We start from the raw sequence: 22,838 nt of genomic DNA, 5'->3' as shown, positions 1-22,838 counted from the left end.
CCGGCCCGGTGCCGCCCGGGACCCCCGTAAACTTTCTCGAATGCACGACGAACTGCGCACCGCCCTGGCGGGCCTGCTCGACGGCCTGCCGCCCAAGCAGGCCGCGCAGGCCGTCGAGCGACTGATCGCCAACTACCGGGGCCGCACCCCCACCGACGCCCCGGTGCTCCGCGACCGCGGCGACGTCGCCGCGTACGCCGCCTACCGGATGCCGGCCACCTTCGAGGCGGTGCGGGCCGCCCTGGCAGCCTTCGCCGCCCGCGTCCCCGACTGGTCGCCGGCCACCCACATCGACGTCGGCGGCGGCACCGGCGCGGCCACCTGGGCCACCGCCGCCACCTGGGACGGCCCGCGCAGCACGGTCCTGGACTGGGCGCAGCCCGCGCTCGACCTCGGCCGCGAACTGGCCACCGGGATCCTGCCGGACGTCACCTGGCGGCGGCAGGCCCTCGGCGGCGGCCTCACCGTCCCCGACGACACCGACCTGGTCACCGTCTCCTACGTCCTGGGCGAGCTGCGTCCCGAGGACCGCCGTGCGGTGGTGGCCGCGGCGGCCGCCGCCCGGGCCGTCGTCCTGATCGAACCGGGCACCCCCGAGGGCTATCTGCGGATCCGCGAGGCCCGCGAGCAACTGGTCGCCGCCGGACTGCGGATCGTCGCGCCGTGCCCGCACAGCGCCGCGTGTCCGATCGTCCCGGGCGACGACTGGTGCCACTTCTCCGTCCGGGTCAGCCGCTCTTCCCTGCACCGCCAGGTCAAGGGCGGCTCCCTGGCCTACGAGGACGAGAAGTTCAGCTACGTCGCCGCCACCCGCCTTCCGGCCGAGCCGGTCGCCGCCCGGATCGTCCGCAAGCCGCAGATCCGCAAGGGCCAGGTGCTGTTGGACCTGTGCACCGCGGACGACGCCCTGCGGCGGGACACCGTGACTAAGCGGCACGGTGCCGCCTACCGCGAGGCGCGCGACGCGGCCTGGGGCGACGCCTGGCCGCACTGAGGCCGGCCGGCCGCTCGACGTCGGCCGGCCGTCGCCCCGGTCCCGCGCCGCGTCAGGCGCTCCGGGTCCGCTCCTGCATCTTCCGCAGGAGCTCGCGCCGCCGTTCCTGTGGATCGTGCGGCCCCGGTGTGTCCTGGGTGCGCCCGCCCGCGCCGCCGCGCAGCGCACCTCGCGAGAGCTTGCTGCGGGTGCCCCCGACGCCCAGCATGCCGCCGGCATTTCCCTTGCTCATGAGGTGAGTTCCTTCCGGTAGGACCTGTAGGAGGGGTGAACGGCGCGGGCCCCGGTACGACAGGCCCCCGCACTCAGATCGAGACGGTTCGTCTCGCTCATATGCCGCTCATCATCAAGCGAGACGTTCCGTCTTGTCAAGACGATACGTCTCGCCTCCTGCTCGATACACTTCCGGCCATGGCCAACAAACCAGCCCCCGACGCCTCCCGCCGCAGCGAACGCTCCCGCCAGGCGATCTTCGATGCCGCCCTCGCCCTCGTCGGCGAGGTCGGCTACGACAAGCTCACCATCGAAGGCATCGCCGCCCGCGCCGGCGTCGGCAAGCAGACCATCTACCGCTGGTGGCCCTCCAAGGCCGCCGTCCTCCTCGACGCCTTCGGCTCGATCGTCGACGAGTACGACCAGGAGGGGCTCCCCGACACCGGTGACCTCGCCGCCGACCTCAAGACCGTCCTCCACGCCACCGCCGACGAGTTCAACGACGCCGCCTGGCAGGCCCCCTACCGGGCCCTCGCGGCGGCCGGCGCCAACGACGAGGAGCTCTCCCGCACCTTCGTCGGCCGCCTCATGGAACCCGGTATCCGCGTCTACGTCGACCGGCTCCGGGCTGCCCAGGAAGCCGGCGAACTGGCCCCGGACGTCGACCTCCGGATCGGCGCCGAGATGCTGCTGAGTCCCTTCTCACAGCGCTGGCTGATGCGCACCGGGGAACTCACCCACGCCTTCGTCGACACCCTCGTCGACCAGGTGCTCCGCGGTCTGGGCCGGCGCGACTGACCCGCCGGGGCACTCGGCCGGCAATGGCGTGAAATGCCCCTGTTCGCCCGTGCCGCGTTCACCCCGGATCCGCACACCGGTCACCTGGGGCCCAGGATGGTGGCAGCATTGACCCCAGACCACCGCTCGAAGTGAGGGGATTGATGGAACGCAAGAGCAGGTTCTCCCAGTGGCTGCGCCGGCCGAGGAGCGGATCGGGCGGCGATACGGACACGGGATCGGCCGCCGCTGGCGGCCGCGAGGACCTGCTGATGGCGGCGGTCGACGCGGGTTTCCCGGTCGCCCCCGCCGCCCATCCGGCCGGCTACGGCTGTTCCTGCGAACGCATCGGCTGTCCCACCCCCGGCCGTCACCCCATCTCCTTCGGCTGGCAGACCGTCGCCACCACCGACCGCGACAAGGTCGCCGCCTGGGTCCGCACCCTCCCGCAGGCCAACTTCATCACCGCCACCGGCATGGCCCACGACGTCCTCGACGTCCCCGTCGAGGCCGGCCGCAGCGCCCTCGGCCGACTGGACGCGGCCGGCATCGACGTCGGCCCGGTCAGCCTCAGCGGCGCCGGCATCGGCGACGGCCGGATGCTCTTCTTCACCGCCACCCGCGGCACCCCCGACGACGAGGACGAGTGGTGGCCGTGCGAGCTGGACTGCCATCCCGAGACCCTCGACGAGCACCCCGGCCTCCGCTGGCACTGCCGCGGCAGCTACGTCCTCCTGCCGCCGTCCGCTCTCCTGGGTGACCAGCCCGCGGTGACCTGGCTGCGCGGCCCCGAGCTCCCGCTGCCCGACCCGCTGACGCTGCTGGAGACCCTCACCGACGCCTGTGCGGAGTTCATCGGCCGCGAACCCGACCACGAGACGGCGGCCTGGCCGATCGGCCGTTGACCGGCCGGCGCCGGTTCCGTTCCCTCGACGCCGGGGCCGCCGATCCGCCGGTGGCCCCGCCCCGTCCGCTCGTCCCTACCGGGTCCGCCCGTCCCCACCGGCCCGCGCCGGCAGCCGGCGCGCTGGCCGACCCGCACGCCTTCCGCTGACCATCGGGCATCCGCCGGCCGGCACGCCTTCGCCGGCTACAACGCCTTCGCCGACGTCTTCGCTTCGATCCGATTGAGCACCGCGACCTTGCCGCCGGCGCTCTTCGCCGGGACCAGCACCGTCTGACCCGACACCGTCGTGAACGCCATCCGCGTGGTGTTCTTCGCCGGCCCCTCCATGATCCCGCGCAGCTCCGCCCCCACGGTGATCTTCAAACCCGTGGAGACCGTCTTCTGCTGGTGGTAGACGGTCGAGAAGAACACCAGGGCCCCGCCGTCCGTCGTCCGCAGCGCCACCGGAGGCAGCTCCGACGCCTGGTCCTGCCACTGGATCCGGGCCCCCGTCGGGTTGGCCTGACTGGCGCGCCAGGCCCGCAGCTGGTTGGTGTCCTTGCCGGGTGCGAACGTGTCGCCCTTACCGGTGTTGAGGTAGTCCGCATACGCCTGGCTCAGCTTGCCCGGGTCGACCGCGAGCCCCGACGAACCGTCCACCGGCACCGCTTCCGCGTAGCCGCCGGTGACCTTCAACTCCGGGGCGTTGTTGCCGGGGAACGTCGCGAGGTACGTCGCCCGCCACTTCGCGGTGATGCTGTCCCGGCTGAACACCAGGAACCAGCGGGTGTTCTCGCCGCTCTGGCCCTGGCGGTTGCTGAGCGCGTCCGCGACGAAGAACTTCGGCCAGCCCTTCTGCTGGGGCACGGTGAAGTGGGCGTCGGTGAACGCCAGCGGGGTGAAGTTCGGGTTGCCGTCGGGGCGGATGCCGTGAGCGGCCTTTATCCCCGCCTGGTCGATGGCGAGCAGCGCACCGGATTCGTACGAGGTGTTGACCGTCGGGTCCAGCGTGCGGTTGGCCTTGTTGAAGCCGTTGGTGAAGTGCTTGAGCGCCTTGGCGGCGTCGTCCTGCGACACCGCGGGCAGCACCTCGCGCTCGCCGTGCACCGTCATGCATCCGCTCAGTACCACCAGCGCGGCTGCTGCCGACGTCAGCGCTGCGGGCACCCGGAACGGCGACCTGCGTGTCATGGGGCTCGGGCTCCTTCGGGGCGACCGGGGCGGACGGGAGGCCGCCGGGGTGGCACGATTCGGCGGCAACCATACCCGGTGGCCGACGGCGGGCGTGGCGGTCGGGGGGCGTTTGTTTTCCGCCGGGCCCTCGGGGGTTCGTGGGCGCCCCACCTTGTCGGCTTTCGCGCCGCCCCGGTGCCGGCCGGCTCCGCGGGCGCGCCCCCTGGACGGTGCCGGGGGCGACTCGGACGTGTGTGCGCGGCCGTACGGCGGGGTGGGTGGCGCTCCGTCGGTGGCCGGACGGCCGGATCAGACGGCCAGCTGGTCAGGCGGTCAGCGGGAACTCGTTGCCCAACTCCCGGAAAACGGCGCTGTTCAGGGCGAAGGCGCGCTTGCACTCGTCGATGACGCGCTGCTTCTCCAGGTCGTCGAGCGGCAGCCCGTCCAGGAGTTCGCGGTAGGTGCGCTTGAAGGCGGCGGGGTTGCCGATGGCCTCGAAGACGTAGAAGCGGACGCCGTCGCCCTTGCGCGCGAAGCCCCAGGTCTTCTCGGCGGTGCCGCGGATGATCTGGCCGCCGGAGAGGTCGCCGAGGTAGCGGGTGTAGTGGTGGGCGACGTACCCGGCCGGCCAGTCGCGGGCGCAGGCGGCGATCCGGTCGGCGTACGCGGCGGTGGCCGGCAGCGGCTCCAGGCCGGTGCGCCAGTCGGGGCCGCCGAGGTGGGCGAGGTCGCGTGCCAACTCGGTGGTGCGGGCCAGCTCCGGGCGTATGAAGGGGCCCGCGACCGGGTCCGCGGGGAGGCCCTGGGGGACGTCCTCCAGGGCGCGGTAGACGAACCACAGTTGTTCGGTGTAGCGCCGGTACGCGGTGACGCCGAGCTTGCCGCCCAACAGGTGGCTCATGAACGCGGAGTTCTCGGCCTCGGTGTGCTGCTCGTGGGAGGCCGTGCGGATGGCCGTCGAGAATGCGGGCGGGGTCGGGCTGGATGCTTCCAAGGCGGACCTCCGGAGGCCGGCAGAGCGCGGACAGGGATGGCGTGGCGGGAACAGGCCGCGACGACTGCGCGCAGCCGTCGCGGTTAGGGTTACCTAACTACGCAGGGTGGGCCCTGGTCAACCTGTTCCCGACAACCTGTCGGTAAAAACGCTACTCCGGTCCGGATCAGGGCAGCGTAAGGATCTCCGTGCCGGTCTCCGTGACCACCAGGGTGTGCTCGAACTGCGCGGTCCGCTTGCGGTCCTTGGTGACCACGGTCCAGCCGTCCTCCCACATGTCGTACTCGTGCGTGCCCAGCGTCAGCATCGGCTCGATCGTGAAGGTCATGCCGGGCTTGATGTCGGTGGTGTGGTGCGGGCTGTCGTAGTGCGGGACGATCAGGCCGGAGTGGAAGGACGAGTTGATGCCGTGGCCGGTGAAGTCACGGACCACGCCGTAGCCGAAGCGCTTGGCGTAGGACTCGATGACCCGGCCGATGATGTTGATCTGGCGGCCCGGCTTGACGGCCTTGATCGCGCGGTTGAGTGCCTCCTGGGTGCGCTCCACCAGCAGCCGCGACTCCTCGTCCACCTCGCCGCACAGGTAGGTGGCGTTGTTGTCGCCGTGCACGCCGTTGATGTACGCGGTCACGTCGAGGTTCACGATGTCGCCGTCCTTGAGGACGGTCGAGTCGGGGATGCCGTGGCAGATGACCTCGTTGAGCGAGGAGCACAGGGACTTGGGGAAGCCGCGGTAGCCGAGCGTGGAGGGGTAGGCGCCGTGGTCGCACATGAACTCGTGGGCGACCCGGTCCAGTTCGTCGGTGGTCACGCCGGGCGCGATCAGCTTGGCGGCTTCCGCCATCGCCTGGGCGGCGATCCGGCCGGCGATCCGCATCCGCTCGATGGTTTCGGCGTCCTGCACCTCGGGCCCGGTGTACGGGGTCGGCCCGGCCTTGCCGACGTACTCGGGGCGCGGGATCGAGGCGGGAACGGGGCGGGTGGGGGAGATCTCCCCGGGGGCAAGAAGCGACTGGCCAGACATGCCAGCGAGTGTATCCGCGGGCCGTCGGGCAGGATGGTGGCAACGGGAGCCAAGCACTGGAGGCGGCAATGGCACTGTTCAAACGGCGGACGGTCGGCAAGCCGGGCGAGTGGTTCTACTGCCTTAAGCACCAGGCGGTCGAGGAGGGCCCCCAGTGCCGCGCCGCCGACCGGTTCGGCCCGTACGCCACCCGCGAGGAGGCGGCGCACGCCATGAGCACCGCCCGCGAGCGGAATCTGGAGTGGGAGACCGACCCCAAGTGGCACGACATGGGCAAGGGCGGTGCGGGCGCCAAGGGGGACGAGGGCGACGCGTAGGCGCCCGCCGGGGCGGGGTCACCAGCGCGGGGGCGGCGGGGTCGCCAGGCCCTCGGCGAGGCGGGCGAGGCGGTCCCGGAAGCGGCGGTGCCGGCGCGGCGCGGGTCGACCGTTCTCGCCGGCCGCGGCACTGACCAGGTGCTGGACGGTGTCCAGGTCGAGGGCCGGGGCGTCCCGGAGGTCCGGGGGCGCCGCGGCGCCCTGTGGTGGTGGCGGGGCGGTGGCCAGCGCGTCGTGGGCCAGGGCGTGGAGATCGCGGTCGCCGGAGTCCAGGGCGAGCACCGTGGCGCCGTTGCGGCGGGCGTCGTGGATCCGCTCCAGCAGCCCGGCGTCCGGCCGCTCCGGCGTCACCACCAGCAGCGTCGCGCCGCGTCCGGCCGCCGCCAGCCGTCCCGGCCCCACCGCGAGGTGCGCCGGCGCCCCGGTGGGGACCCGGTGGCGGACCAGGGTCGGCGACAGCTCCGGCAGGCCCGACCAGGCGGCCTCGTCGTCCAGGTGGGCGGCCAGGTGCCAGGGCTCGTAGGCGGCGCTGCCGACCAGCAGCAGACCGCCGCCGTGCGGGGCGACGGCGGCCCGCAGCGAACCGGCGAAGCGACGGGTGGCCTCGATCCACTCGGTCCCGGCGAGGACCTCACGCAGCAGGGCGACGCGTACGGCATCCATGGCGCGGCATGGTGCCGCACGGGCCGGCTCCGTGGGGCCGGCTGCGGGTGGTGTCACCCGTACGGGGCCGGGGCGGGCCAGGGCGGCGGTGGGGCCGTTCCGTGGGCTCAGGGGGCGGGGTGCAGGCCGGCCTCGGTCAGCCGACGTCCTACCTCCGCGACCGATTCCTCGCTCAGCGGGAGCTGCGGTACCGCCGTGTCGCGGCGGGCGATCACCCCGAGCAGGTGGAGGGCGACCTTGAAGCCGCCGAGGGCGGAGGAGCTGCGGCCCATCTCGGCCTCCGGGCCGGTGTCGGTGAGGTCGAAGAGGGTGACCAGGCGCTCCTGTTCGGCGGCCGCCCGGGGCCAGTCGCCGGCGCGGGCGGCGTCGTAGAGCCGGACGTAGCCCGCCGGGTCCACGTTGCCCAGGCCCGGGACGATGCCGTCCGCGCCCGCCAACAGGGCGGCGTCGGCGGTGAGTTCGGAGCCGGTGAGGACGGCGAAGTCGGGTGCGGGGCCGGTGTGCCGGGCGGTGCGGCCGCCGAGCGCGACCAGTAGGCGGCGCAGTGCCCCGTCGTCGCCGCTTGAGTCCTTGAGCCCGGCGAGGGTGCCGTCCTCGGCCAGCTCGCGGACCAGGGCCGGGGAGAGCTTGTGGTGCACGGAGACCGGGATGTCGTACGCGATCAGCGGCAGGCCGGTGGCGGTGCGCAGATGCCGGAAGTGGGCGGCGATTTCGCGGGGGTGGGTGCGGGTGTAGAAGGGGGCGGTGGCGACCAGGCCGTCGGCGCCGAGCGCGGTGGCGGTCCGGGCGTGCTCCAGGACGCGGGCGGTGGTGGTGTCGATGACACCGGCCAGGACCGGGACCCGGCCGGCGGCGGCGGTGACCACGGTCTCCAGGACGGTGGCCCGTTGATGGTTGGTCAGGTATACCGCCTCACTGGTGGATCCCAGGGCGAACAGGCCGTGGACGCCGGCGTCGAGGAGATGACAGACCAGGCGGGTGAGGGAGGCGGTGTCGACCTCGCCGTGCGGGTCGAGCGGGGTGCAGACCGGGGGAATGACGCCGTGCAGTGGGGCGGTGAGTGCCATGGGGGCTCCAAGGGCGGCTCTGAGCTGGCACATCAGACATGGGATGTCCGATCTCGCGGTCACAATAGGCATGCGCGCAGGTGCCCGGTCAAGGAGTTCCGCCCCGACGCGGGCCAAATGGGCGGCGGCGCGCGGCACATGAGGCGCGGGAGAGGGAAGAGGGCGATGGGGATGGCGCGAGGCACGATGTCCGAGGACGTCCAGGCGCGGATCAAGCAGCTGATCCTGGACCGCCGACTGACGCCGGGCGATCCGCTGCCCACCGAGGCCGAGCTGGTCGCCATGCTCGACGTCAGCCGCAACTCGGTGCGGGAGGCGCTCAAGGCGCTCCAGGCCATGCGGATCGTCGAGATCCGGCACGGCTTCGGCACCTACGTCGGCGCGCTCACCCTCGAACCGTTCGTCGAGGGCGTCGCCTTCCGGGCCGCGGTCCGCCACCACCAGGGGGAGCCCAGCCTGTACGAGCTGATGGAGGTCCGGGAGGCCCTGGAGGCGGGGCTGATCGGCACCGTGGCGCGCGGCCTGTCGGCCGAGGACCTCGCCGTCCTCAAGGCGCTGGTGCAGCGGATGGCGGAGGAGGCGCGCGGCGGGGAGGTGCTCAGCGCCACCGACCGGGCCTTCCACCTCGCGCTGTACCGCTCGCTCGGCAACCACCTGCTGAGCGAGGTGCTGGACGCGTTCTGGGCGGCGCTGCGCCGGGTCCGCGAGGACCTCGCCGACGTCCGGCCGGACCCGGAGGTGACCTACCGTCAGCACAAGGAGATCGTCGACGCGCTGGAGGCGGGTGACGGGGAGCGGGCGGTGGCGGCGATGCACCGGCACTTCGACGGTATCCGGCGCCGGCTGACCGCGTAGCCGCCGGCCGGGGCTTCAGCCGTCCCGGGTCCCGGCCGCCCCGTGCCCTGACCGTTCCCGGCGTCGGACACATGGGCCCGCCCCCGGGTGCCGGGTTTGTCGCGCTCATCCCGTTAACCGGGATTTCACCCTGTGTCGGCGGTGCCGTTGCCGACACGAAAATGCGTCATGTGCCGTGCCTTGACGGCCAGTTGGGCCCTTTTTATCGTCCGCAGGACAAGGGACGTCCTACGTCCTGGCCCAGTTGAGGGGTGAGTCGTGACGTACGAGAGCTCCACGCCGTACCGGGCCGGGGACGAGGGATACCCGAGCTCCGGGCTCCCGGCCGGCCACTCCGACCTCGTACGACCCGACCTCGTCCGCTTCCGCCTCGACCTCGACCTCGTCCGCTTCCGCCTCGTCCGCCTCGATCGGGGCAACGTCGGACTGCCCTACGCGACCGGCGACCGCACCGCCCACGGGGCGCTCACCGTCCGCCGCATCCCCCTCAAGGAGCCGGCATGACCAGCACAGACACCCCCGGCGGCGTCCGCCGGAGAACGGTCCTGGGCGGGGCGGCCGCGGCCGCCGCCGGCATCGCGCTCGCCGGCTGCGCCGCCGACGACGGCGGTGCGCCCCGGGAACGGAAGAAGGGCCAGAAGATCACCCTCACCTTCTGGTCCTGGGTGCCGGGCATCGACCGGCCGGTGGACGTGTGGAACCGCCGGCACCCCGAGGTCCAGGTCAAGGTCGAGAAGGTGTCGGCGGTCAACGGCGAGCAGTACGCCAAGATGCACGCTGCCATCAAGGCCGGCAACCCGCCCGACCTGGGCCAGATCGAGTTCCCGGTGATCCCGAGCTTCCTCCTGGACGGCGGGCTGCGCGACCTCGCCCCGCTCGGCGCCGCCCGCCACCGCGACGCGTTCTTCGCCTGGCAGTGGCGGCAGTCCGTCTTCGGCTCCGGGATCTACGCCATCCCGCAGGCCAGCGGGCCGATGGGGTTGTTCATCCGCCAGGACCTCTTCGACCGGTGGGGCATCCAGGTGCCGCAGACGTGGGACGCGTACGAGACCGCGGCCAAGGAGGTCCGCCGGCACGGCGCCTGGATCGAGACCTTCGCCCCGACCAACGGCAACCGCTTCGCCGGCCTGGCCTGGCAGGCCGGCGCCAAGTGGTACGCCGCCCACGGCGACACCTGGATCGTGCACCTCGACGACGCCCCCACCCGTCGGGTCGCCGACTACTGGGAGGGGCTGGTCCGGCGCAAGCTCGTCATGACCATCCCGGACCGCCGGGACGCCTGGTACAAGGACCTCCAGACCGGCGCCATCCCGGCCTGGGTGGGCGCCAGTTGGGGCGACGCCCTCCTGGCTGGCAACGCGCCCGGCACCAAGGGGAAGTGGCGGGCCGCCCCGCTGCCCCAGTGGCAGCCCGGCGGCCGGGCGTACGCCAACTGGGGCGGCTCCACCACCGCCGTCTTCGCCCAGGCGAGCTACCCCAAGGACGCCCTGGACTTCGCCGTCTGGCTCAACACCGCGCCGGAGTCGATCGCGCTGCTCCTCAAGGGCGGCTACGGCTTCCCCAGCGCCAAGACCGGCTACGCCACCACCGCCCTCGACACCGACAAGGACTTCTTCGGCGGCCAGCCGTACAGCAGGGTCTTCGCCGACGCCGGGGCGCACGTGGACACCAGCTGGCAGTGGGGGCCGGGCGTGGACACCCTCTTCCAGCGGCTCGGGGACGCCTTCACCGACGCGCTCGCCGACGGCGGTTCGTTCCGGTCGGTGCTGACGAAGGTGCAGCGCCAGACCGTCGCCGACCTGCGGGACAAGGGCCTGAAGGCGGAGAGCGGCACATGACCGCGGCTGCTGATCGGCGCCCGCGCCGAACCGGGCGCCCCGGCACCCGCAACTCCCGGGCCGCGGCCGGTTTCGTGCTGCCCTTCCTCGCCGTTTTCGCCCTCTGCTACCTCGCCCCGGTCGGCTACGCCGTGTGGACCAGCCTCCGGCGCACCCGCCGCACCGGGCCGCTCGGCCTCGGGACGGAGAACGAGACCTTCGCCGGCCTCGCCAACTACGCGCAGGCGCTCACCGACGACCGGTTCCTGACCGGCTTCGGCCGGGTGCTGCTCTTCGGTGTCGTGCAGATCCCGCTGATGACGGTGTTCGCCACCGCGCTGGCGCTGCTCCTGGAGAGCGCCGCCGCCCGCTGGGTCGCCTTCTTCCGCAGCGCCTTCTTCCTGCCCTACGGGGTGCCCGGGGTGATCGCCTCGATCCTTTGGGGCTTCCTCTACGTCCCCGGCCTCAGCCCGCTGGTGCGGATCGCCCAATCGGTCGGCTGGAACGTCGACTTCCTCTCCCGCGGCAGCGTGCTGTGGTCCGTCGCCAACATCGTCACCTGGCAGTTCACCGGCTACACCATGCTGGTGCTGATCGCCCAGCTGAAGTCCGTCCCCGGCGAGCTGTACGAGGCCGCGCGGATCGACGGCGCGAGCGCCTGGCAGGTGGCCCGGTACGTCAAACTCCCGCTGCTCCGCCCGGCGCTGGTGCTCACCACCGTCTTCAGCATCATCGGCACCCTCCAACTGTTCGCCGAGCCGATGGTGCTGCGCCCGCTCACCTCCTCCATCGACTCCGGTTACACCCCCAACCTGCACGCCTACAGCGAGGCGTTCGTCGGCAACAACCAGCACCGGGCGGCGGCCGAGGCGGTGCTGCTGGCGCTGGTGGCGTGCGCGGCCTCGTTCGGCTTCCTACGGCTGGTCGGCGGGCGCGGGAAGGACCGCGGATGAGGATTCAGGCCCCCGGCGGGCGAGAGAGGGATCGCAGATGAGAACCCAGGCCCCCGTCCGCCACCGGATCATCACCAGTTCGCTGTTGGCCGTCGCCGCCCTCTACTTCCTCGCGCCCGTCTATTGGCTGGTCGTCTCGGCCACCAAGAGCAGCGCCGACCTCTTCGGCACCTTCGGCTTCTGGTTCTCCGATCACCCGAGGCCCCTCCGGTACCTCACCGACGTGCTCACCTACGACCACGGCATCTACGCCCGCTGGTTCGCCAACTCCCTGCTCTACGCCGGGGTCGGCGCGGTCTGCGCCACCCTGCTGTCCGCCGCGGTGGGCTACGCGCTGGCCAAATTCCCGTTCCGGGGGCGCGAGACGGTCTTCGGGCTGGTGCTGGCCGGGGTGCTGATCCCGAGCACCGCGCTGGCCCTGCCGCTGTACTTCCTCTTCAGCGCGCTGGGCCTGGCCGACACCTACGGGGCGGTGCTGATCCCCAGTGTGGTCAGCCCGTTCGGGGTCTACCTGTGCCGGATCTACGCGGCCGCGGCGGTGCCGGACGCGCTCCTGGAGGCGGCCCGGATCGACGGCGCGGGGGAGGCGCGGATCTTCGCCGGGCTGGGGCTGCGGCTGATGGGACCGGCGCTGGTCACCGTCTTCCTGTTCCAGTTCGTGCACATCTGGAACAACTATTTCCTGCCGCTGGTGATGCTCTCCGACTCCGGCCTCTACCCGGTCCAACTGGGGCTGACGACCTGGATCGGCTATGCCGACCGGCAGCCGGTGCTCTACCAGTACACGGTGGGCGGTGCGCTGCTGTCCGTGCTGCCGTTGATGGTCCTGATGACGGTGCTCCAGCGGTACTGGCGCACCGGATTGACCGAGGGGAGCGTCAAGGCGTGACCGTACCGCCGGCATCGGACCGGGGCGTGACAGTATCGCTGTCATGACTACTTCTGACGCTGCTGCGACCCCGCCCGCGACCTCGGCCGACACCGGAGCCAAGCCGGCCGCCCGCGACCCCTGGGACCTGCCCGACGTCTCCGGCCTGGTGATCGGCGTCCTCGGCGGCACCGGTGACCAGGGCCGCGGCCTGGCCTACCGGTTCGCCAAGGCCGGCCACAAGGTGATCATCGGCTCCCGGGCCGCCGAGCGCGCGCAGGCCGCCGTGGAGGACCCCCAGCTGAGCAGCCTCGGCGTCGAGGGCGCCGCCAACGCCGACTGCGCGCGGCGCAGCGACGTGGTGATCGTCGCGGTGCCCTGGGAGGGCCACGCCAAGACCCTCCAGGCGCTCCGCGAGGAGCTGGCCGGCAAGCTGGTGATCGACTGCGTCAACCCGCTCGGCTTCGACAAGAAGGGCGCCTACGCGCTCAAGCCGGAGGAGGGCAGCGCCGCAGAGCAGGCCGCCGCGCTGCTGCCGGACTCCCGGGTCACCGCCGCCTTCCACCACCTCTCCGCCGTCCTGCTCCAGGACCCGGAGGTCGCCGAGATCGACACCGATGTGATGGTGCTCGGTGAGCGCCGCGCCGACACCGACCTGGTGCAGGCACTGGCCGCCCGCATCCCCGGGATGCGCGGTGTCTTCGCCGGCCGGCTGCGCAACGCCCACCAGGTCGAGTCGCTGGTCGCCAACTTGATCTCGGTCAACCGCCGTTACAAGGCGCACGCCGGGCTCCGGGTCACCGACGTCTGAGCCGGACACACCGGGGCGGGGGAGGGGGCGGCGGGGGAGCCGCGGGCCATGGGGGACACTGGAACGGACCGCACGACCCGACAGGAGCCGACCCCATGCCCTCCCTGCCCCCGCCCGGACCGGACCGGCGCCTCGCCGTCCTCGCCCTCGCCGTGTGCGTGCTCGCCGTCGCCGCGGCGGTCGTCTCCTTCGTCGAGGGCAGCTTCGTCGGCATCGTGTGGGTCCTGCTGGCCGGTGTCTCCAGCAACATGTCGTGGTTCTACCTGCGCAAGGCGAAGCTGGAGCGGGCCCGCCGGGCCGCGGCCTCCGGCTGACCCGCCGGCCCGGTCCGGCCGCCGTACGGCCCGTCCGGCAGATCAGGGCCGCACGGCTCGGACTGGTCGCATGGGCCGGACAGGCCGCACGGGTCGGACAGGCCCTACGCCGCCCCGCCGATCTGCGGCACCTGCGGCTCGCCCTGCCAGAAGCGGAAGAACTCCTGGCCCCAGTAGGTGTCCCAGGTCGAGACGCCCAGGCCCCGCAGGACCGTGTGCACCAGGTCGAAGAAGACCTGGTTGATCTCCGGCACCCACAGCAGCCCGAAGACCGCCAGCATCCCGAACGGCGCGATCGGCGCGACCTGCCGCCGCACCCGGTCCGATAGCCACGGCTCGATCACGCCGTAGCCGTCGAGCCCCGGCACCGGCAGGAAGTTCAGGATCGCCGCGGTGACCTGGAGCAGCGCCAGGAACGCCAGCGCGTAGCGGAAGACGTCCGGGACCCCGTCCAGGGCGTGCAGCCAGAACGGCGCGCTGACCACCGCGGCGAACGCGATGTTGGTCAGCGGCCCGGCCGCCGAGATCAGGCTGTGCCGCCAGCGGCCCCGGATCCGGCCGCGCTCGATGAACACCGCACCGCCCGGCAGCCCGATCCCGCCCATGATCACGAAGAGCACCGGCAGCACGATGCTCAGCAGCGCGTGGGAGTAGACGAGCGGGTTGAGGGTGAGATAGCCCTTCGCGCCCACCGTGATGTCGCCGCCGTGCAGCGCGGTGCGGGCGTGCGCGTACTCGTGCAGGCACAGCGACACCACCCAGCCGGCGGTCACGAACAGGAAGACCGCGAAGCCGGTGTTGGCCGCGAGCGTGCCGCTCCAGACGGCCCAGCCGGAGACCGCCAGGACGGCGACGAGCGCGAGGAAGACCGGACTGACGCGGCGGTCGGCGCGCGGAATTGCGGTGGTCATCCTGTCTCCTTCGTGGATACCCCCACGTTTGCGTGGGGGAGGAAGCGAAGTCCCTGCGGAGCAGGGCAAGGGGAGATGAATCGCCGTCGGGTGATTCGTCGTTCTCCACCAACAGCCCCCAGTAGGTCACTAGTTGTCGTGTTAGCGTGTGAGCTATGTCCACTTGCGTGAAGCGGGCGTTTAAGTACCGCTTCTCTCCGACGGATGCGCAGGCAGCGGAGCTGTCGCGCACCTTCGGATGCGTGCGCAAGGTCTACAACATGGCGCTCCAGGCCCGCACAGAGGCATGGACGCTGCGTCAGGAGCGGGTCAACTACAACACCACCTCCGCGATGCTGACCGTGTGGAAGAAAACCGAGGAACTGGCGTTCCTCAACGAGGTCTCCTCGGTTCCACTCCAGCAGTGCCTTCGGCACCTGCAAGCCGCGTTCACCAACTTCTTCGCCAAGCGCGCCAGATTTCCGCGCTTTAAGTCCAAGAAGCAGGCCCGCGCCAGTGCGGAGTACACCAGCTCGGCGTTTCGCTTCCGGGACGGCCGGCTCACCCTGGCGAAGATGACGGAGCCGCTGGCGATCGTGTGGTCCCGACCGCTCCCCAAGGACACGAAGCCGTCCACGGTGACCGTTTCCAAGGACGCGGCCGGACGCTGGTTCGTCTCGATCCTGTGCGACGACCCCAGCGTGAAGCCGCTCCCCGCCACCGACACGACCGTCGGGATCGATGCCGGTCTGGACCGTCTGCTGACCCTCTCGACCGGCGAGAAGATCACCAACCCGAAGCATGAGCGTAAGCACCGTGCCCGGCTCGCGAAGGCCCAACGCGCTCTCGCGAAGAAGGACAAGGGGTCGAACAACCGGGCCAAGGCCCGGCAAAGGGTCGCGAAGATCCACGCCCGGATCGCGGACTCCCGTCGTGACCGGCTCCACAAGCTCACCACTCGACTCGTTCGTGAGAACCAAACGCTCGTGATCGAGGATCTGACCGTGCGCAACATGGTCAAGAACCACACTCTGGCCCGCGCCATCAGCGATGCGGCGTGGTCGGAGTTCCGGAGCCTGCTGGAGTACAAGGCCGCCTGGTACGGCCGCGAGGTGATCGCGGTCGACCGTTTCTTCCCCTCCTCCAGGCTGTGCTCCGTCTGCGGCACCCTCGCATCGAAGATGCCGCTCAACGTCCGCACCTGGACGTGCGACTGCGGCACGACCCACGACCGGGACGTGAACGCGGCACGCAACATTCTGGCCGAAGGACTTTCGGTGTCTGTCTGTGGAGCTGGTGTAAGACCTCAACGGAGAACTCCGGGCGGGCAGTCGGCGACGAAGCAGAAAGCATCACGGCGCAAGCCGTGAGAATCCCCCTCGTTTACGAGGGGGAGAGTCAACGGTACGGGGCTCCCAGGGTGCGGGCGGGCATCCGGGGCACGGGCCGGGGCCCGTCCGGTGGGTCGGGGTCGGACAGGTCCTACGGGCGGGCCGCCCCGACCGTATCCGCGCCGCGGTCGGCGGCGCACGCCCTCCGCCCGGCGGCGGGCGCACCTGCCGAGCGCGGATCGTGCCGGGTGCGTCCCGCTCCCCGCTCCCTGCTCCGGGAAACGTCGCTTGGTACGCGGAGAGTTCCGCCGGTGACCGACAATGGCCCGGTGCGCTACGGAATCCTCGGCACCACTCAGGTCGGCCTGGCCGACGGTACCCACGTCGCCCTCGGTGGCGCCCGGCTGCGTGCCCTGCTCGCCGCGTTCGCGCTGCGCCCCGGCCGGGCGCTGCCCGCCGACGCCCTGATCGCCGACGTGTGGGGCATGGACCCGCCGGCCGACGCGTCCGGTGCCCTCCAAGCGCTGGTCGGCCGGCTGCGCCGGGCCCTGGGCCGCTCCGCGATCGCCTCCGTCGACGGCGGCTACCTGCTGTGCGCCGAGCTGGACGCGGTCGACCTGCACCGCTTCGAGCGGCTGACGGTGGAGGGCGGCCGGGCGCTGGACGCCGCCGACCCGGGCCGCGCCGCCACCCTGCTCGACGAGGCGCTGGCCCTCTGGCGCGGCCCGGCCCTCGCCGACCTGCCCGACGCGGCCGTGGAGGCGGCCCGCGCCGAGAGCCGCCGGCTGGACGCCCGGCGGACCCGCCTCGCCGCCGACCTGGCCCTGGGTCGGGCCGCTCAGGCGCTGCCCGCCCTGACCGCGCTCTGTCAGGACCATCCGCTGGACGAGCCCCTCCAGGCGCTGCGGCTGCGTGCCCTGCGCGACGCGGGCCGGACCGCCGAGGCGCTCGCCGCGTACGAGGAGATACGTACCGGCCTCGCCGACCGGCTGGGCGCCGACCCCGGCCCGGAGCTGCGCGCCCTGCACGTGGCGCTGCTCCAGCCGGACCTCGCGACGCTCCCCGCGGCCCCGGGGAGCCCGGTGCCGACAGTGGCGACCGGCCGGACCAGCCCGACCGGTCCGACCGGCCCGGTCCGTACGACGGCCGCCGCCCCGGCCGCTCCCGCGGTGCCGCCGGCCGCCCGGCCCGGCAACCTCCGCGCCCGCCTCACCTCCTTCGTCGGCCGGGAGCACGACCTGGCCGCGCTCCGCGCCGACCTGGCCGGGCACCGGTTGGTGACGCTGCTGGGCCCGGGCGGCGCCGGCAAGACCCGGCTCTCCCAGGAGGGTGCGGAGACCGCCGCGGCCGCGCTGCCGGACGCCTGGCCGCACGGCGTCTGGCTGGCCGAGTTGGCGCCGGTGGACGATCCGCGGACCGTGCCGGAGGCGGTGCTGACCGCGCTCGGGGCCCGCGAGACCGTCGTCCGCGGCACCGCCGCCGAGGGGCTGCGGGCCGCCTCCGACCCCACCGCCCAGGACCCGCACGCCCGGCTCGCCGAGCACTGCACCGGCCGCCGGATGCTGCTGGTGCTGGACAACTGCGAGCATGTGATCGGTGCCGCAGCGGAGCTCGCCGAACGGCTGCTGATCGCCTGCCCGGGCGTGACCGTACTGGCCACCAGCCGGGAGCCGCTGGCCGTACCGGGCGAGGTGGTGCGGCCGGTGGAGCCGCTGCCCGACCCGGTCGCGCTGCGGCTGCTCGCCGACCGCGGGGCCGCCGCCCGCCGGGGCTTCCGCGTCGACGCCGACGAGGAGACCGCCGTGGCCTGCGCGGAGATCTGCCGCCGGCTGGACGGCCTGCCGTTGGCGATCGAGCTCGCCGCCGCCCGCCTACGCATGATGACGCCCCGTCAGCTCGCGGACCGGCTCGACGACCGCTTCCGGCTGCTGACCAGCGGCAGCCGTACGCTCCTGCCCCGCCAGCAGACCCTGCGCGCGGTGGTGGACTGGTCCTGGGACCTCACCGACGCGCCCGAACGGGCAGTGCTGCGGCGGCTGTCGGTCTTCGCCGGCGGCTGCGACCTGGCCGCCGCCGAGGAGGTCTGCGCGGGCGACGGCGTCCCGGCCTACGAGGTCGCCGGGCTGCTCGGCTCGCTGATCGACAAGTCGCTGGTGGTGGCCGCCCCGGACGGCGGCCGGGACGGCGCCGGGCCCGCCGGCCGGGCCGGGGCGCGCGCCGGGGGGCAGATGCGTTACCGGCTGCTGGAGACGGTGGCCGAGTACGCCGGGGAGCGGCTGGACGAGGCCGGGGAGCGGGCCGACGTCGAGCGCCGCCACCTGGTCGCGTACCGCGAACTGGCCCGCACCAGCGACCCGTTGCTGCGCGGTCCCCGACAGCGCGCCGCGATCGACCGGCTGGAGCTGGAGCACGACAACCTGCGCACCGCGCTGCGCCGGGCCGTCGCCGTCGGCGACGAGCAGGAGGCCCTGTGCCTGGTGCTCTCCCTCCAGTGGTTCTGGTCGCTGCGCGACCACCGCGGCGATGCCTGTACCTGGGCGGCGGCCGCCGGTGAACTGGGCCCCGACCCCTTCGCCCCGCCCGTCGCACCCGCCCCCGACCTCTACGAGCGGCCCATCGACGCACCCCCGCCGATGCCCCCCGAGCAGCTCGTGGAGGCCCGCCGCGAGGTCCGGTTGGTGGGGCTCTCCAGCCTCGACAGCAACCTGGAGTCGCTGCGCGACCCGAAGATGCAGGAGGAGCTGGCCGGGATCATCGCCGCCTACCGGGGCGGCATGCCGCAGACCTGCAAGGTGCCCGGGGTGCTGTGGTACTTCGCGGTGTTGATGACCGGCCGGTGGCAGGACCTGGTCGCCATGGTCGACCAGGCCATCGCGGCCTGCCGCGGCTTCGGCTACGACTGGGAGCTGGCCTACCTCCTCCAGCTGCGCTCCAAGATCCTCAACGACCGCCCCGGCGAGCTGGGCCAGGCGATCCGGGACGCCGACGAGGCGCTGCGGACCTTCCTCCGGCTGGGCGACGCCTGGGGTGCGGCCGAGGCGCTGACCGGGCGCGGCGAGTCGTCCGAGAAGAGCGGCGACTACGACGCCGCGGTGCGCGACTACCAGGCGGCGATGGTGCACGCCGAGGAGTTGGGCGCGCACAGCCAGACGCTGCTGCTGCGGGCCCGGCTGGGTGCCGTGATGATCGAGGACGGTCGGCCGGAGGACGGCGAGCGGATGCTCAGGGAGGTGCTGGCCGAGGCGGAGGACCGCAACAGCGGCCGGGACGCGGTGTGGTTCACCCGGATGACGCTGGCCATGCTGCTGGCGATGGACGGGCGCACCCACGAGGCCCGCCGGGAACTCCTTGAGGTGCGGGAGGGGCTCACCACGCAGGGCTCGGACGTCTTCCTGGGGCTGCTGGACGCCTCGTTGGTCTCGCTGGACGTGGACGAGGGGCAGCACGGGGCCGACCTCCTCCCGCGGATCCGGCAGGCCGTGGAACTCGTCCAGGACCCGCTGACGCAGTTGGTCGCACCGGACCTGCCGGTGGTGCAGCTGCTGATCGGCGCCCGGGTGCTGCTGGCGGTCCGCGGTGCGGCCGGGGCCCGGGACGCGGCCCGGCTGGTCGGCGCCTACGACGCGCTGCGGACCAGCCCGCACGTGGTGCCGCTGGCCGTCCGTACGGACCGGGCCCGCACCGAAGCGGCCGCCCGGGCCCTGCTGGGCGACCCCGACTACGACGCCGCCCACGTCGAGGGCGGCGGCCTGTCGCTGGACGAGGCCACCGCCCTCCTCTGACGCGAGGGGGCCACCGGGCCGTCCGCGGGGAAGCCCCCGCGGACGGTGCGTCAGGTCTTGGTGCGGAACTTCCGCACCGCGAGCGGCATGGTGATCACCGTGATGGCCACCGCCCAGCCCAGCGTGACCAGCGTCGGATGGGCCACCGGGCCGTGGCCGTTGACCAGTGCGCGGGCCGCGTCGGCGAGGTTGGAGAGCGGGTTGACCTTGGTGAACGCCTCCAGCCAGCCGGGCATCTGCTGGGTCGGCGCGAAGATCGACGAGCCGAACTGGAGCGGCATCAGGACCAGCATCGCCATGCCCTGCACCGCCTGCGGGGTCTTCACGCTGAGCCCCAGCAGGATGAAGATCCACATCAGGGCGGCGCCGAAGACCGTGGACAGCACCACAGCGGCGGCGAACTCCAGCAGGGAGCCGCGTATTTCGAGGCCCAGCAGGAAGCCCATGCCGAGCAGGATCGCGGTGGCGAGCAGCATCCGGCCGATCTCGACCACGATCTTGGCGATCAGGACCGAGGACCGGGCGATGGGCATCGTCCGGAAACGGTCCATCACGCCCTTGCGGAAGTCCTCGTTGACGCCTACGCCCACCGCCATGGCGATATTCATGCCCATCATCGCCATCATGCCGGGGACCAGGTACTGCACGTACTCCGCCTGGTTGCCCTTGCCGGCGATGGCGCCGCCGAAGACGTAGACGAACAGCAGGATGAAGATCACCGGCATCAGCACCGCGTCGAACAGCGTCTCCGGGTCGTGCTTGATCTGTACGAGGTTCCGCCGCACCAGCGCGCCGATGTGCCGCAGGTTGGCCCGGATGCCGATCCGGCCCTCGTCGGTGCCGGCCTTCCCGACCGGTGCCGTGATCGTCGCGGTACTCATGCCCCCACCTCCGCGTACTGCTCGTCGTGCGTGTCGTCGTGCGGGGCGGAAACGGTCGCCGGGCCGCCCGTCCCGGCGGTCTTCTGGCCGGTGATCGCCAGGAACACCTCGTCCAGGCTGGGCAGATGGGTGCTGATCCCGGCCAGCGCGAAGCCCCGGGCGCCCAGCATCCCGACCACCGAGGTCAGCTGCTCGTCGCTGATGATGGGCACGTTGACCACACCCTCGTCACGGTCGGCGGTGGCGCCGGCGATGCCGTCCAGTCCGGCCTGCGCGAGGGCGCCCACCATCCGGTCCAGCTCGCCCGGGTCGGCCGGCCGGATCTGGAGGGTCCGCCCGCCGACCTTGGCCTTCAGCTCCTCGACCCGGCCCTCGGCGATCACCCGGCCGCGGTCGATGACCGCCAGTTCGTCGGCGAGCTGCTCGGCCTCCTCCATGTACTGGGTGGTCAGCAGGACCGTGGCCCCCTCGCGGACCATCCGCTGGACCTCCGTCCACACTTCGTTGCGGGTGCGCGGGTCCAGTCCGGTGGTCGGTTCGTCCAGGTAGAGGACGGCCGGCTGGCCGATCATCGAGGCGGCCAGGTCGAGCCGGCGCCGCATGCCGCCGGAGTACTTCCCGGCCGGCCGCTTGGCGGCCTCGGTCAGCGAGAACCGTTCCAGCATCTCGTCGGCGCGGGTCCGGGCGTCCTTGCGGGAGAGGTCCAGCAGCCGCCCGATCAGGTAGAGGTTCTCCCAGCCGGAGAGCTTCTCGTCGACCGAGGCGTACTGGCCGGTCAGGCCGATCCGGCGGCGCAGCGCGCGGGGCTGGCGCACCACGTCGCAGCCGGCGACCACGGCGCGTCCGGCGTCCGGCACCAGGAGGGTGGACAGGCAGCGGACGAGGGTGGTCTTGCCCGCGCCGTTGGGGCCGAGGACACCGAGCACGGTGCCCTCCTGCACGTCCAGGTCCACCCCGTCGACGGCCTTCACGGCGCCGAAGTGCTTGACCAGACCGCGCACCTCCACGGCGTTGCCGCCCTTGGTGGTTATCGTCTGTCGCGTCATGCCTGCAAAGGTGCCAGCCGCCACCGACAACGCACCGACAGGCCGCCGACAGCCCGGGAGGACCGGTGGTCGGCGGCCGGTCGGCCGGGTCTCAGTGGAAGGTGTGCTCCTTGGCGGGGAAGGCGCCGCCGACCACGTCCTCGGCGAACGCCTTGGCCGCGCCGCCGAGCAGTTCCCGCAGCTGGAGGTACTGCTTGACGAACCGCGGCACCCGGCCGGCGTTGAGGCCCGCCATGTCGGTCCACACCAGCACCTGGGCGTCGCAGTCCAGGCCCGCGCCGATGCCGACGGTCGGGATGTGCAGCGAGCGGGTCACCTCGGCGGCCAGCTCGGCCGGTACGGCCTCCAGGACGACCGCGAACGCCCCGGCGTCCTGCACCGCCTTGGCGTCCCGCAGCAGCTGCTGGGCGGCCTCCTCGCCGCGGCCCTGGACCGGGTAGCCACCGTAGGCGTGGACCGACTGCGGGGTCAGCCCGACGTGCGCCATCACCGGGATGCCGGACGAGACCAGCAGCTCCACCTGGTGCGCGGAGCGCTCGCCGCCCTCCAGCTTGACGGCGCCCACCCCGGCCTCCTTGACCAGCCGGGTGGCGTTGCGCAGCGCCTGGACGGGGCCTTCCTGGTACGCGCCGAACGGCAGGTCGGCGACGACCAGGGCGCGCTTGGTGCCGCGTACGACCGCGGCGGACAGGATCGTGATCTCGTCCATCGTGACCGGCACGGTGGACTCGTAGCCGAGGTGGCAGTTGCCCATCGAGTCGCCGACGAGCAGCACCGGGATCCCGGACTCGTCGAAGACCGAGGCGGTCATCGCGTCGTAGGCAGTGAGCATCGGCCACTTCTCGCCGCGCCCCTTGGCGGCGGCGATGTCGCGGACCGTGACCCGGCGCGAACCGGTGCCCCCGTAGAGGGTCTTGGTGTTCTCCTTGGCGGGCTTGGCGGTGGGCTCCTCGGTGGCCCCCGCGGCCGGCTTCTGGGCAGGCGAAAGCTGCGTCATGGTGACGGCTCCTGTTTCTTCATCTCGAAGCACCCTGACGGTGTCCCCGGACTCCCCTCCATGCTGGCACGGCGTGCCCGGGGAGCAAAAGGGGGCGGGCGGCGGGAGACGCACGGGAGGGGGAGGAGCCGTGCCGGGGTGGCAGGAGGAGCCCTGTCGGGGCGGGGTGAGAAGCGCAGACGGGT

The 22,838-nt window shown here is 72.6% G+C and carries 23 protein-coding genes; 13 read left to right on the top strand and 10 right to left on the bottom strand.

Features of this window, described 5'->3' with window-relative positions; all coding sequences use genetic code 11:
• Positions 1-40 precede the first annotated feature (40 nt).
• Positions 41-994: a small ribosomal subunit Rsm22 family protein gene (locus ACO0M4_RS39170; RefSeq protein WP_430375939.1), complete on the top strand. Its 954-nt coding sequence runs from the start codon at positions 41-43 to the stop codon at positions 992-994.
• A 52-nt stretch (positions 995-1,046) separates the two neighbouring features.
• Here the strand turns inward: ACO0M4_RS39170 and ACO0M4_RS39165 are convergent, their stop codons facing one another.
• Positions 1,047-1,226 carry a DUF6243 family protein gene (locus ACO0M4_RS39165; RefSeq protein ID WP_430375938.1) on the bottom strand — a complete coding sequence of 60 codons (180 nt, stop codon included), beginning with the start codon at positions 1,224-1,226 and terminating at the stop codon, positions 1,047-1,049.
• A 179-nt stretch (positions 1,227-1,405) separates the two neighbouring features.
• Here ACO0M4_RS39165 and ACO0M4_RS39160 point away from each other — a divergent pair, with 179 nt between their 5' ends.
• Together ACO0M4_RS39160 and ACO0M4_RS39155 are read left to right on the top strand one after the other, a co-directional pair.
• Positions 1,406-2,005 (top strand): TetR/AcrR family transcriptional regulator, encoded by a 600-nt coding sequence (locus tag ACO0M4_RS39160; RefSeq protein ID WP_430375936.1) that lies wholly within the window; start codon positions 1,406-1,408, stop codon positions 2,003-2,005.
• A gap of 143 nt (positions 2,006-2,148) precedes the next feature.
• Positions 2,149-2,889, top strand: coding sequence for a bifunctional DNA primase/polymerase (locus ACO0M4_RS39155; RefSeq protein ID WP_430375934.1), 741 nt, complete (start codon positions 2,149-2,151; stop codon positions 2,887-2,889).
• 185 nt (positions 2,890-3,074) lie between these two features.
• Here the strand turns inward: ACO0M4_RS39155 and ACO0M4_RS39150 are convergent, their stop codons facing one another.
• From ACO0M4_RS39150 to map, 3 genes are all read right to left on the bottom strand, one after another.
• On the bottom strand, positions 3,075-4,061 hold the full coding sequence (locus tag ACO0M4_RS39150) for a hypothetical protein (RefSeq protein WP_430375933.1): 987 nt from the start codon (positions 4,059-4,061) through the stop codon (positions 3,075-3,077).
• 307 nt (positions 4,062-4,368) lie between these two features.
• Positions 4,369-5,037 (bottom strand): heme oxygenase (biliverdin-producing), encoded by a 669-nt coding sequence (locus ACO0M4_RS39145; RefSeq protein ID WP_430375931.1) that lies wholly within the window; start codon positions 5,035-5,037, stop codon positions 4,369-4,371.
• A gap of 166 nt (positions 5,038-5,203) precedes the next feature.
• The gene (map, locus tag ACO0M4_RS39140; RefSeq protein ID WP_430375929.1) at positions 5,204-6,061 is read right to left on the bottom strand and encodes a type I methionyl aminopeptidase; all 858 of its coding nucleotides are present in this window, start codon (positions 6,059-6,061) and stop codon (positions 5,204-5,206) included.
• Positions 6,062-6,129: 68 nt separating this feature from the next.
• Here map and ACO0M4_RS39135 point away from each other — a divergent pair, with 68 nt between their 5' ends.
• The gene (locus tag ACO0M4_RS39135; protein ID WP_430375927.1) at positions 6,130-6,378 is read left to right on the top strand and encodes a hypothetical protein; all 249 of its coding nucleotides are present in this window, start codon (positions 6,130-6,132) and stop codon (positions 6,376-6,378) included.
• An 18-nt stretch (positions 6,379-6,396) separates the two neighbouring features.
• On the opposite strand, the gene ACO0M4_RS39130 is transcribed toward ACO0M4_RS39135, so the two are convergent.
• Entirely contained in the window at positions 6,397-7,041 is a 645-nt protein-coding gene (locus ACO0M4_RS39130) for a hypothetical protein (RefSeq protein WP_430375925.1), read from the bottom strand.
• 107 nt (positions 7,042-7,148) lie between these two features.
• Positions 7,149-8,108, bottom strand: coding sequence for a dihydrodipicolinate synthase family protein (locus ACO0M4_RS39125; protein WP_430375924.1), 960 nt, complete (start codon positions 8,106-8,108; stop codon positions 7,149-7,151).
• A 171-nt stretch (positions 8,109-8,279) separates the two neighbouring features.
• Between ACO0M4_RS39125 and ACO0M4_RS39120 the strand changes: the two genes are divergently transcribed.
• The 7 genes from ACO0M4_RS39120 to ACO0M4_RS39090 all read left to right on the top strand — a co-directional run bounded on the left by ACO0M4_RS39120 (position 8,280) and on the right by ACO0M4_RS39090 (position 13,726).
• Positions 8,280-8,963: a FadR/GntR family transcriptional regulator gene (locus ACO0M4_RS39120; RefSeq protein WP_430376070.1), complete on the top strand. Its 684-nt coding sequence runs from the start codon at positions 8,280-8,282 to the stop codon at positions 8,961-8,963.
• Between the two features lie 258 nt (positions 8,964-9,221).
• Positions 9,222-9,467 carry a hypothetical protein gene (locus ACO0M4_RS39115; protein WP_430375922.1) on the top strand — a complete coding sequence of 82 codons (246 nt, stop codon included), beginning with the start codon at positions 9,222-9,224 and terminating at the stop codon, positions 9,465-9,467.
• The gene (locus tag ACO0M4_RS39110; protein WP_430375921.1) at positions 9,464-10,801 is read left to right on the top strand and encodes an ABC transporter substrate-binding protein; all 1,338 of its coding nucleotides are present in this window, start codon (positions 9,464-9,466) and stop codon (positions 10,799-10,801) included. The genes ACO0M4_RS39115 and ACO0M4_RS39110 overlap by 4 nt, the downstream gene beginning before the upstream one ends.
• Positions 10,798-11,733: a carbohydrate ABC transporter permease gene (locus ACO0M4_RS39105; protein ID WP_430375920.1), complete on the top strand. Its 936-nt coding sequence runs from the start codon at positions 10,798-10,800 to the stop codon at positions 11,731-11,733. Before ACO0M4_RS39110 ends, ACO0M4_RS39105 begins: the two co-directional genes overlap by 4 nt.
• Before the next feature lie 37 nt (positions 11,734-11,770).
• Complete coding sequence (locus ACO0M4_RS39100) at positions 11,771-12,622, top strand: carbohydrate ABC transporter permease (protein WP_430375918.1); 852 nt, start codon at positions 11,771-11,773, stop codon at positions 12,620-12,622.
• A 43-nt stretch (positions 12,623-12,665) separates the two neighbouring features.
• Positions 12,666-13,412 carry an NADPH-dependent F420 reductase gene (gene npdG, locus ACO0M4_RS39095; protein WP_430375916.1) on the top strand — a complete coding sequence of 249 codons (747 nt, stop codon included), beginning with the start codon at positions 12,666-12,668 and terminating at the stop codon, positions 13,410-13,412.
• 95 nt (positions 13,413-13,507) lie between these two features.
• Positions 13,508-13,726 (top strand): hypothetical protein, encoded by a 219-nt coding sequence (locus ACO0M4_RS39090; RefSeq protein WP_390027545.1) that lies wholly within the window; start codon positions 13,508-13,510, stop codon positions 13,724-13,726.
• A 104-nt stretch (positions 13,727-13,830) separates the two neighbouring features.
• Here ACO0M4_RS39090 and ACO0M4_RS39085 read toward each other — a convergent pair whose 3' ends face one another.
• Positions 13,831-14,637 (bottom strand): site-2 protease family protein, encoded by an 807-nt coding sequence (locus ACO0M4_RS39085; RefSeq protein ID WP_430375914.1) that lies wholly within the window; start codon positions 14,635-14,637, stop codon positions 13,831-13,833.
• 155 nt (positions 14,638-14,792) lie between these two features.
• Between ACO0M4_RS39085 and ACO0M4_RS39080 the strand changes: the two genes are divergently transcribed.
• Entirely contained in the window at positions 14,793-15,986 is a 1,194-nt protein-coding gene (locus tag ACO0M4_RS39080) for an RNA-guided endonuclease InsQ/TnpB family protein (RefSeq protein WP_430375912.1), read from the top strand.
• 272 nt (positions 15,987-16,258) lie between these two features.
• Positions 16,259-19,729, top strand: a complete 3,471-nt coding sequence (locus tag ACO0M4_RS39075) for an AfsR/SARP family transcriptional regulator (protein ID WP_430375911.1) — start codon at positions 16,259-16,261, stop codon at positions 19,727-19,729.
• A 50-nt stretch (positions 19,730-19,779) separates the two neighbouring features.
• Here ACO0M4_RS39075 and ACO0M4_RS39070 read toward each other — a convergent pair whose 3' ends face one another.
• From ACO0M4_RS39070 to panB, 3 genes are all read right to left on the bottom strand, one after another.
• Positions 19,780-20,610, bottom strand: coding sequence for an ABC transporter permease (locus ACO0M4_RS39070; protein WP_430375909.1), 831 nt, complete (start codon positions 20,608-20,610; stop codon positions 19,780-19,782).
• On the bottom strand, positions 20,607-21,656 hold the full coding sequence (locus ACO0M4_RS39065; protein ID WP_430375907.1) for an ATP-binding cassette domain-containing protein: 1,050 nt from the start codon (positions 21,654-21,656) through the stop codon (positions 20,607-20,609). The genes ACO0M4_RS39070 and ACO0M4_RS39065 overlap by 4 nt, the downstream gene beginning before the upstream one ends.
• 91 nt (positions 21,657-21,747) lie before the next feature.
• The gene (panB, locus tag ACO0M4_RS39060; RefSeq protein WP_430375905.1) at positions 21,748-22,653 is read right to left on the bottom strand and encodes a 3-methyl-2-oxobutanoate hydroxymethyltransferase; all 906 of its coding nucleotides are present in this window, start codon (positions 22,651-22,653) and stop codon (positions 21,748-21,750) included.
• Positions 22,654-22,838 lie beyond the last annotated feature (185 nt).

Origin of the sequence: Streptomyces sp. RGM 3693 (genome assembly GCF_050471125.1) — a bacterium.
Taxonomy (GTDB): domain Bacteria; phylum Actinomycetota; class Actinomycetes; order Streptomycetales; family Streptomycetaceae; genus Streptomyces.
The sequence above is the reverse complement of the archived record's forward strand: the minus strand, read 5'-3'. Positions and strand labels throughout refer to the sequence as shown.

Coding starts and splice junctions, on each gene's coding strand:
- ACO0M4_RS39170 (WP_430375939.1), top strand. CDS start 41: ATGCACGACGAACTGCGCACCGCCCTGGCGGGCCTGCTCGACGGCCTG.
- ACO0M4_RS39165 (WP_430375938.1), bottom strand. CDS start 1,226: ATGAGCAAGGGAAATGCCGGCGGCATGCTGGGCGTCGGGGGCACCCGC.
- ACO0M4_RS39160 (WP_430375936.1), top strand. CDS start 1,406: ATGGCCAACAAACCAGCCCCCGACGCCTCCCGCCGCAGCGAACGCTCC.
- ACO0M4_RS39155 (WP_430375934.1), top strand. CDS start 2,149: ATGGAACGCAAGAGCAGGTTCTCCCAGTGGCTGCGCCGGCCGAGGAGC.
- ACO0M4_RS39150 (WP_430375933.1), bottom strand. CDS start 4,061: ATGACACGCAGGTCGCCGTTCCGGGTGCCCGCAGCGCTGACGTCGGCA.
- map (WP_430375929.1), bottom strand. CDS start 6,061: ATGTCTGGCCAGTCGCTTCTTGCCCCCGGGGAGATCTCCCCCACCCGC.
- ACO0M4_RS39135 (WP_430375927.1), top strand. CDS start 6,130: ATGGCACTGTTCAAACGGCGGACGGTCGGCAAGCCGGGCGAGTGGTTC.
- ACO0M4_RS39130 (WP_430375925.1), bottom strand. CDS start 7,041: ATGGATGCCGTACGCGTCGCCCTGCTGCGTGAGGTCCTCGCCGGGACC.
- ACO0M4_RS39125 (WP_430375924.1), bottom strand. CDS start 8,108: ATGGCACTCACCGCCCCACTGCACGGCGTCATTCCCCCGGTCTGCACC.
- ACO0M4_RS39120 (WP_430376070.1), top strand. CDS start 8,280: ATGGCGCGAGGCACGATGTCCGAGGACGTCCAGGCGCGGATCAAGCAG.
- ACO0M4_RS39110 (WP_430375921.1), top strand. CDS start 9,464: ATGACCAGCACAGACACCCCCGGCGGCGTCCGCCGGAGAACGGTCCTG.
- ACO0M4_RS39105 (WP_430375920.1), top strand. CDS start 10,798: ATGACCGCGGCTGCTGATCGGCGCCCGCGCCGAACCGGGCGCCCCGGC.
- ACO0M4_RS39100 (WP_430375918.1), top strand. CDS start 11,771: ATGAGAACCCAGGCCCCCGTCCGCCACCGGATCATCACCAGTTCGCTG.
- npdG (WP_430375916.1), top strand. CDS start 12,666: ATGACTACTTCTGACGCTGCTGCGACCCCGCCCGCGACCTCGGCCGAC.
- ACO0M4_RS39090 (WP_390027545.1), top strand. CDS start 13,508: ATGCCCTCCCTGCCCCCGCCCGGACCGGACCGGCGCCTCGCCGTCCTC.
- ACO0M4_RS39085 (WP_430375914.1), bottom strand. CDS start 14,637: ATGACCACCGCAATTCCGCGCGCCGACCGCCGCGTCAGTCCGGTCTTC.
- ACO0M4_RS39080 (WP_430375912.1), top strand. CDS start 14,793: ATGTCCACTTGCGTGAAGCGGGCGTTTAAGTACCGCTTCTCTCCGACG.
- ACO0M4_RS39070 (WP_430375909.1), bottom strand. CDS start 20,610: ATGAGTACCGCGACGATCACGGCACCGGTCGGGAAGGCCGGCACCGAC.
- ACO0M4_RS39065 (WP_430375907.1), bottom strand. CDS start 21,656: ATGACGCGACAGACGATAACCACCAAGGGCGGCAACGCCGTGGAGGTG.
- panB (WP_430375905.1), bottom strand. CDS start 22,653: ATGACGCAGCTTTCGCCTGCCCAGAAGCCGGCCGCGGGGGCCACCGAG.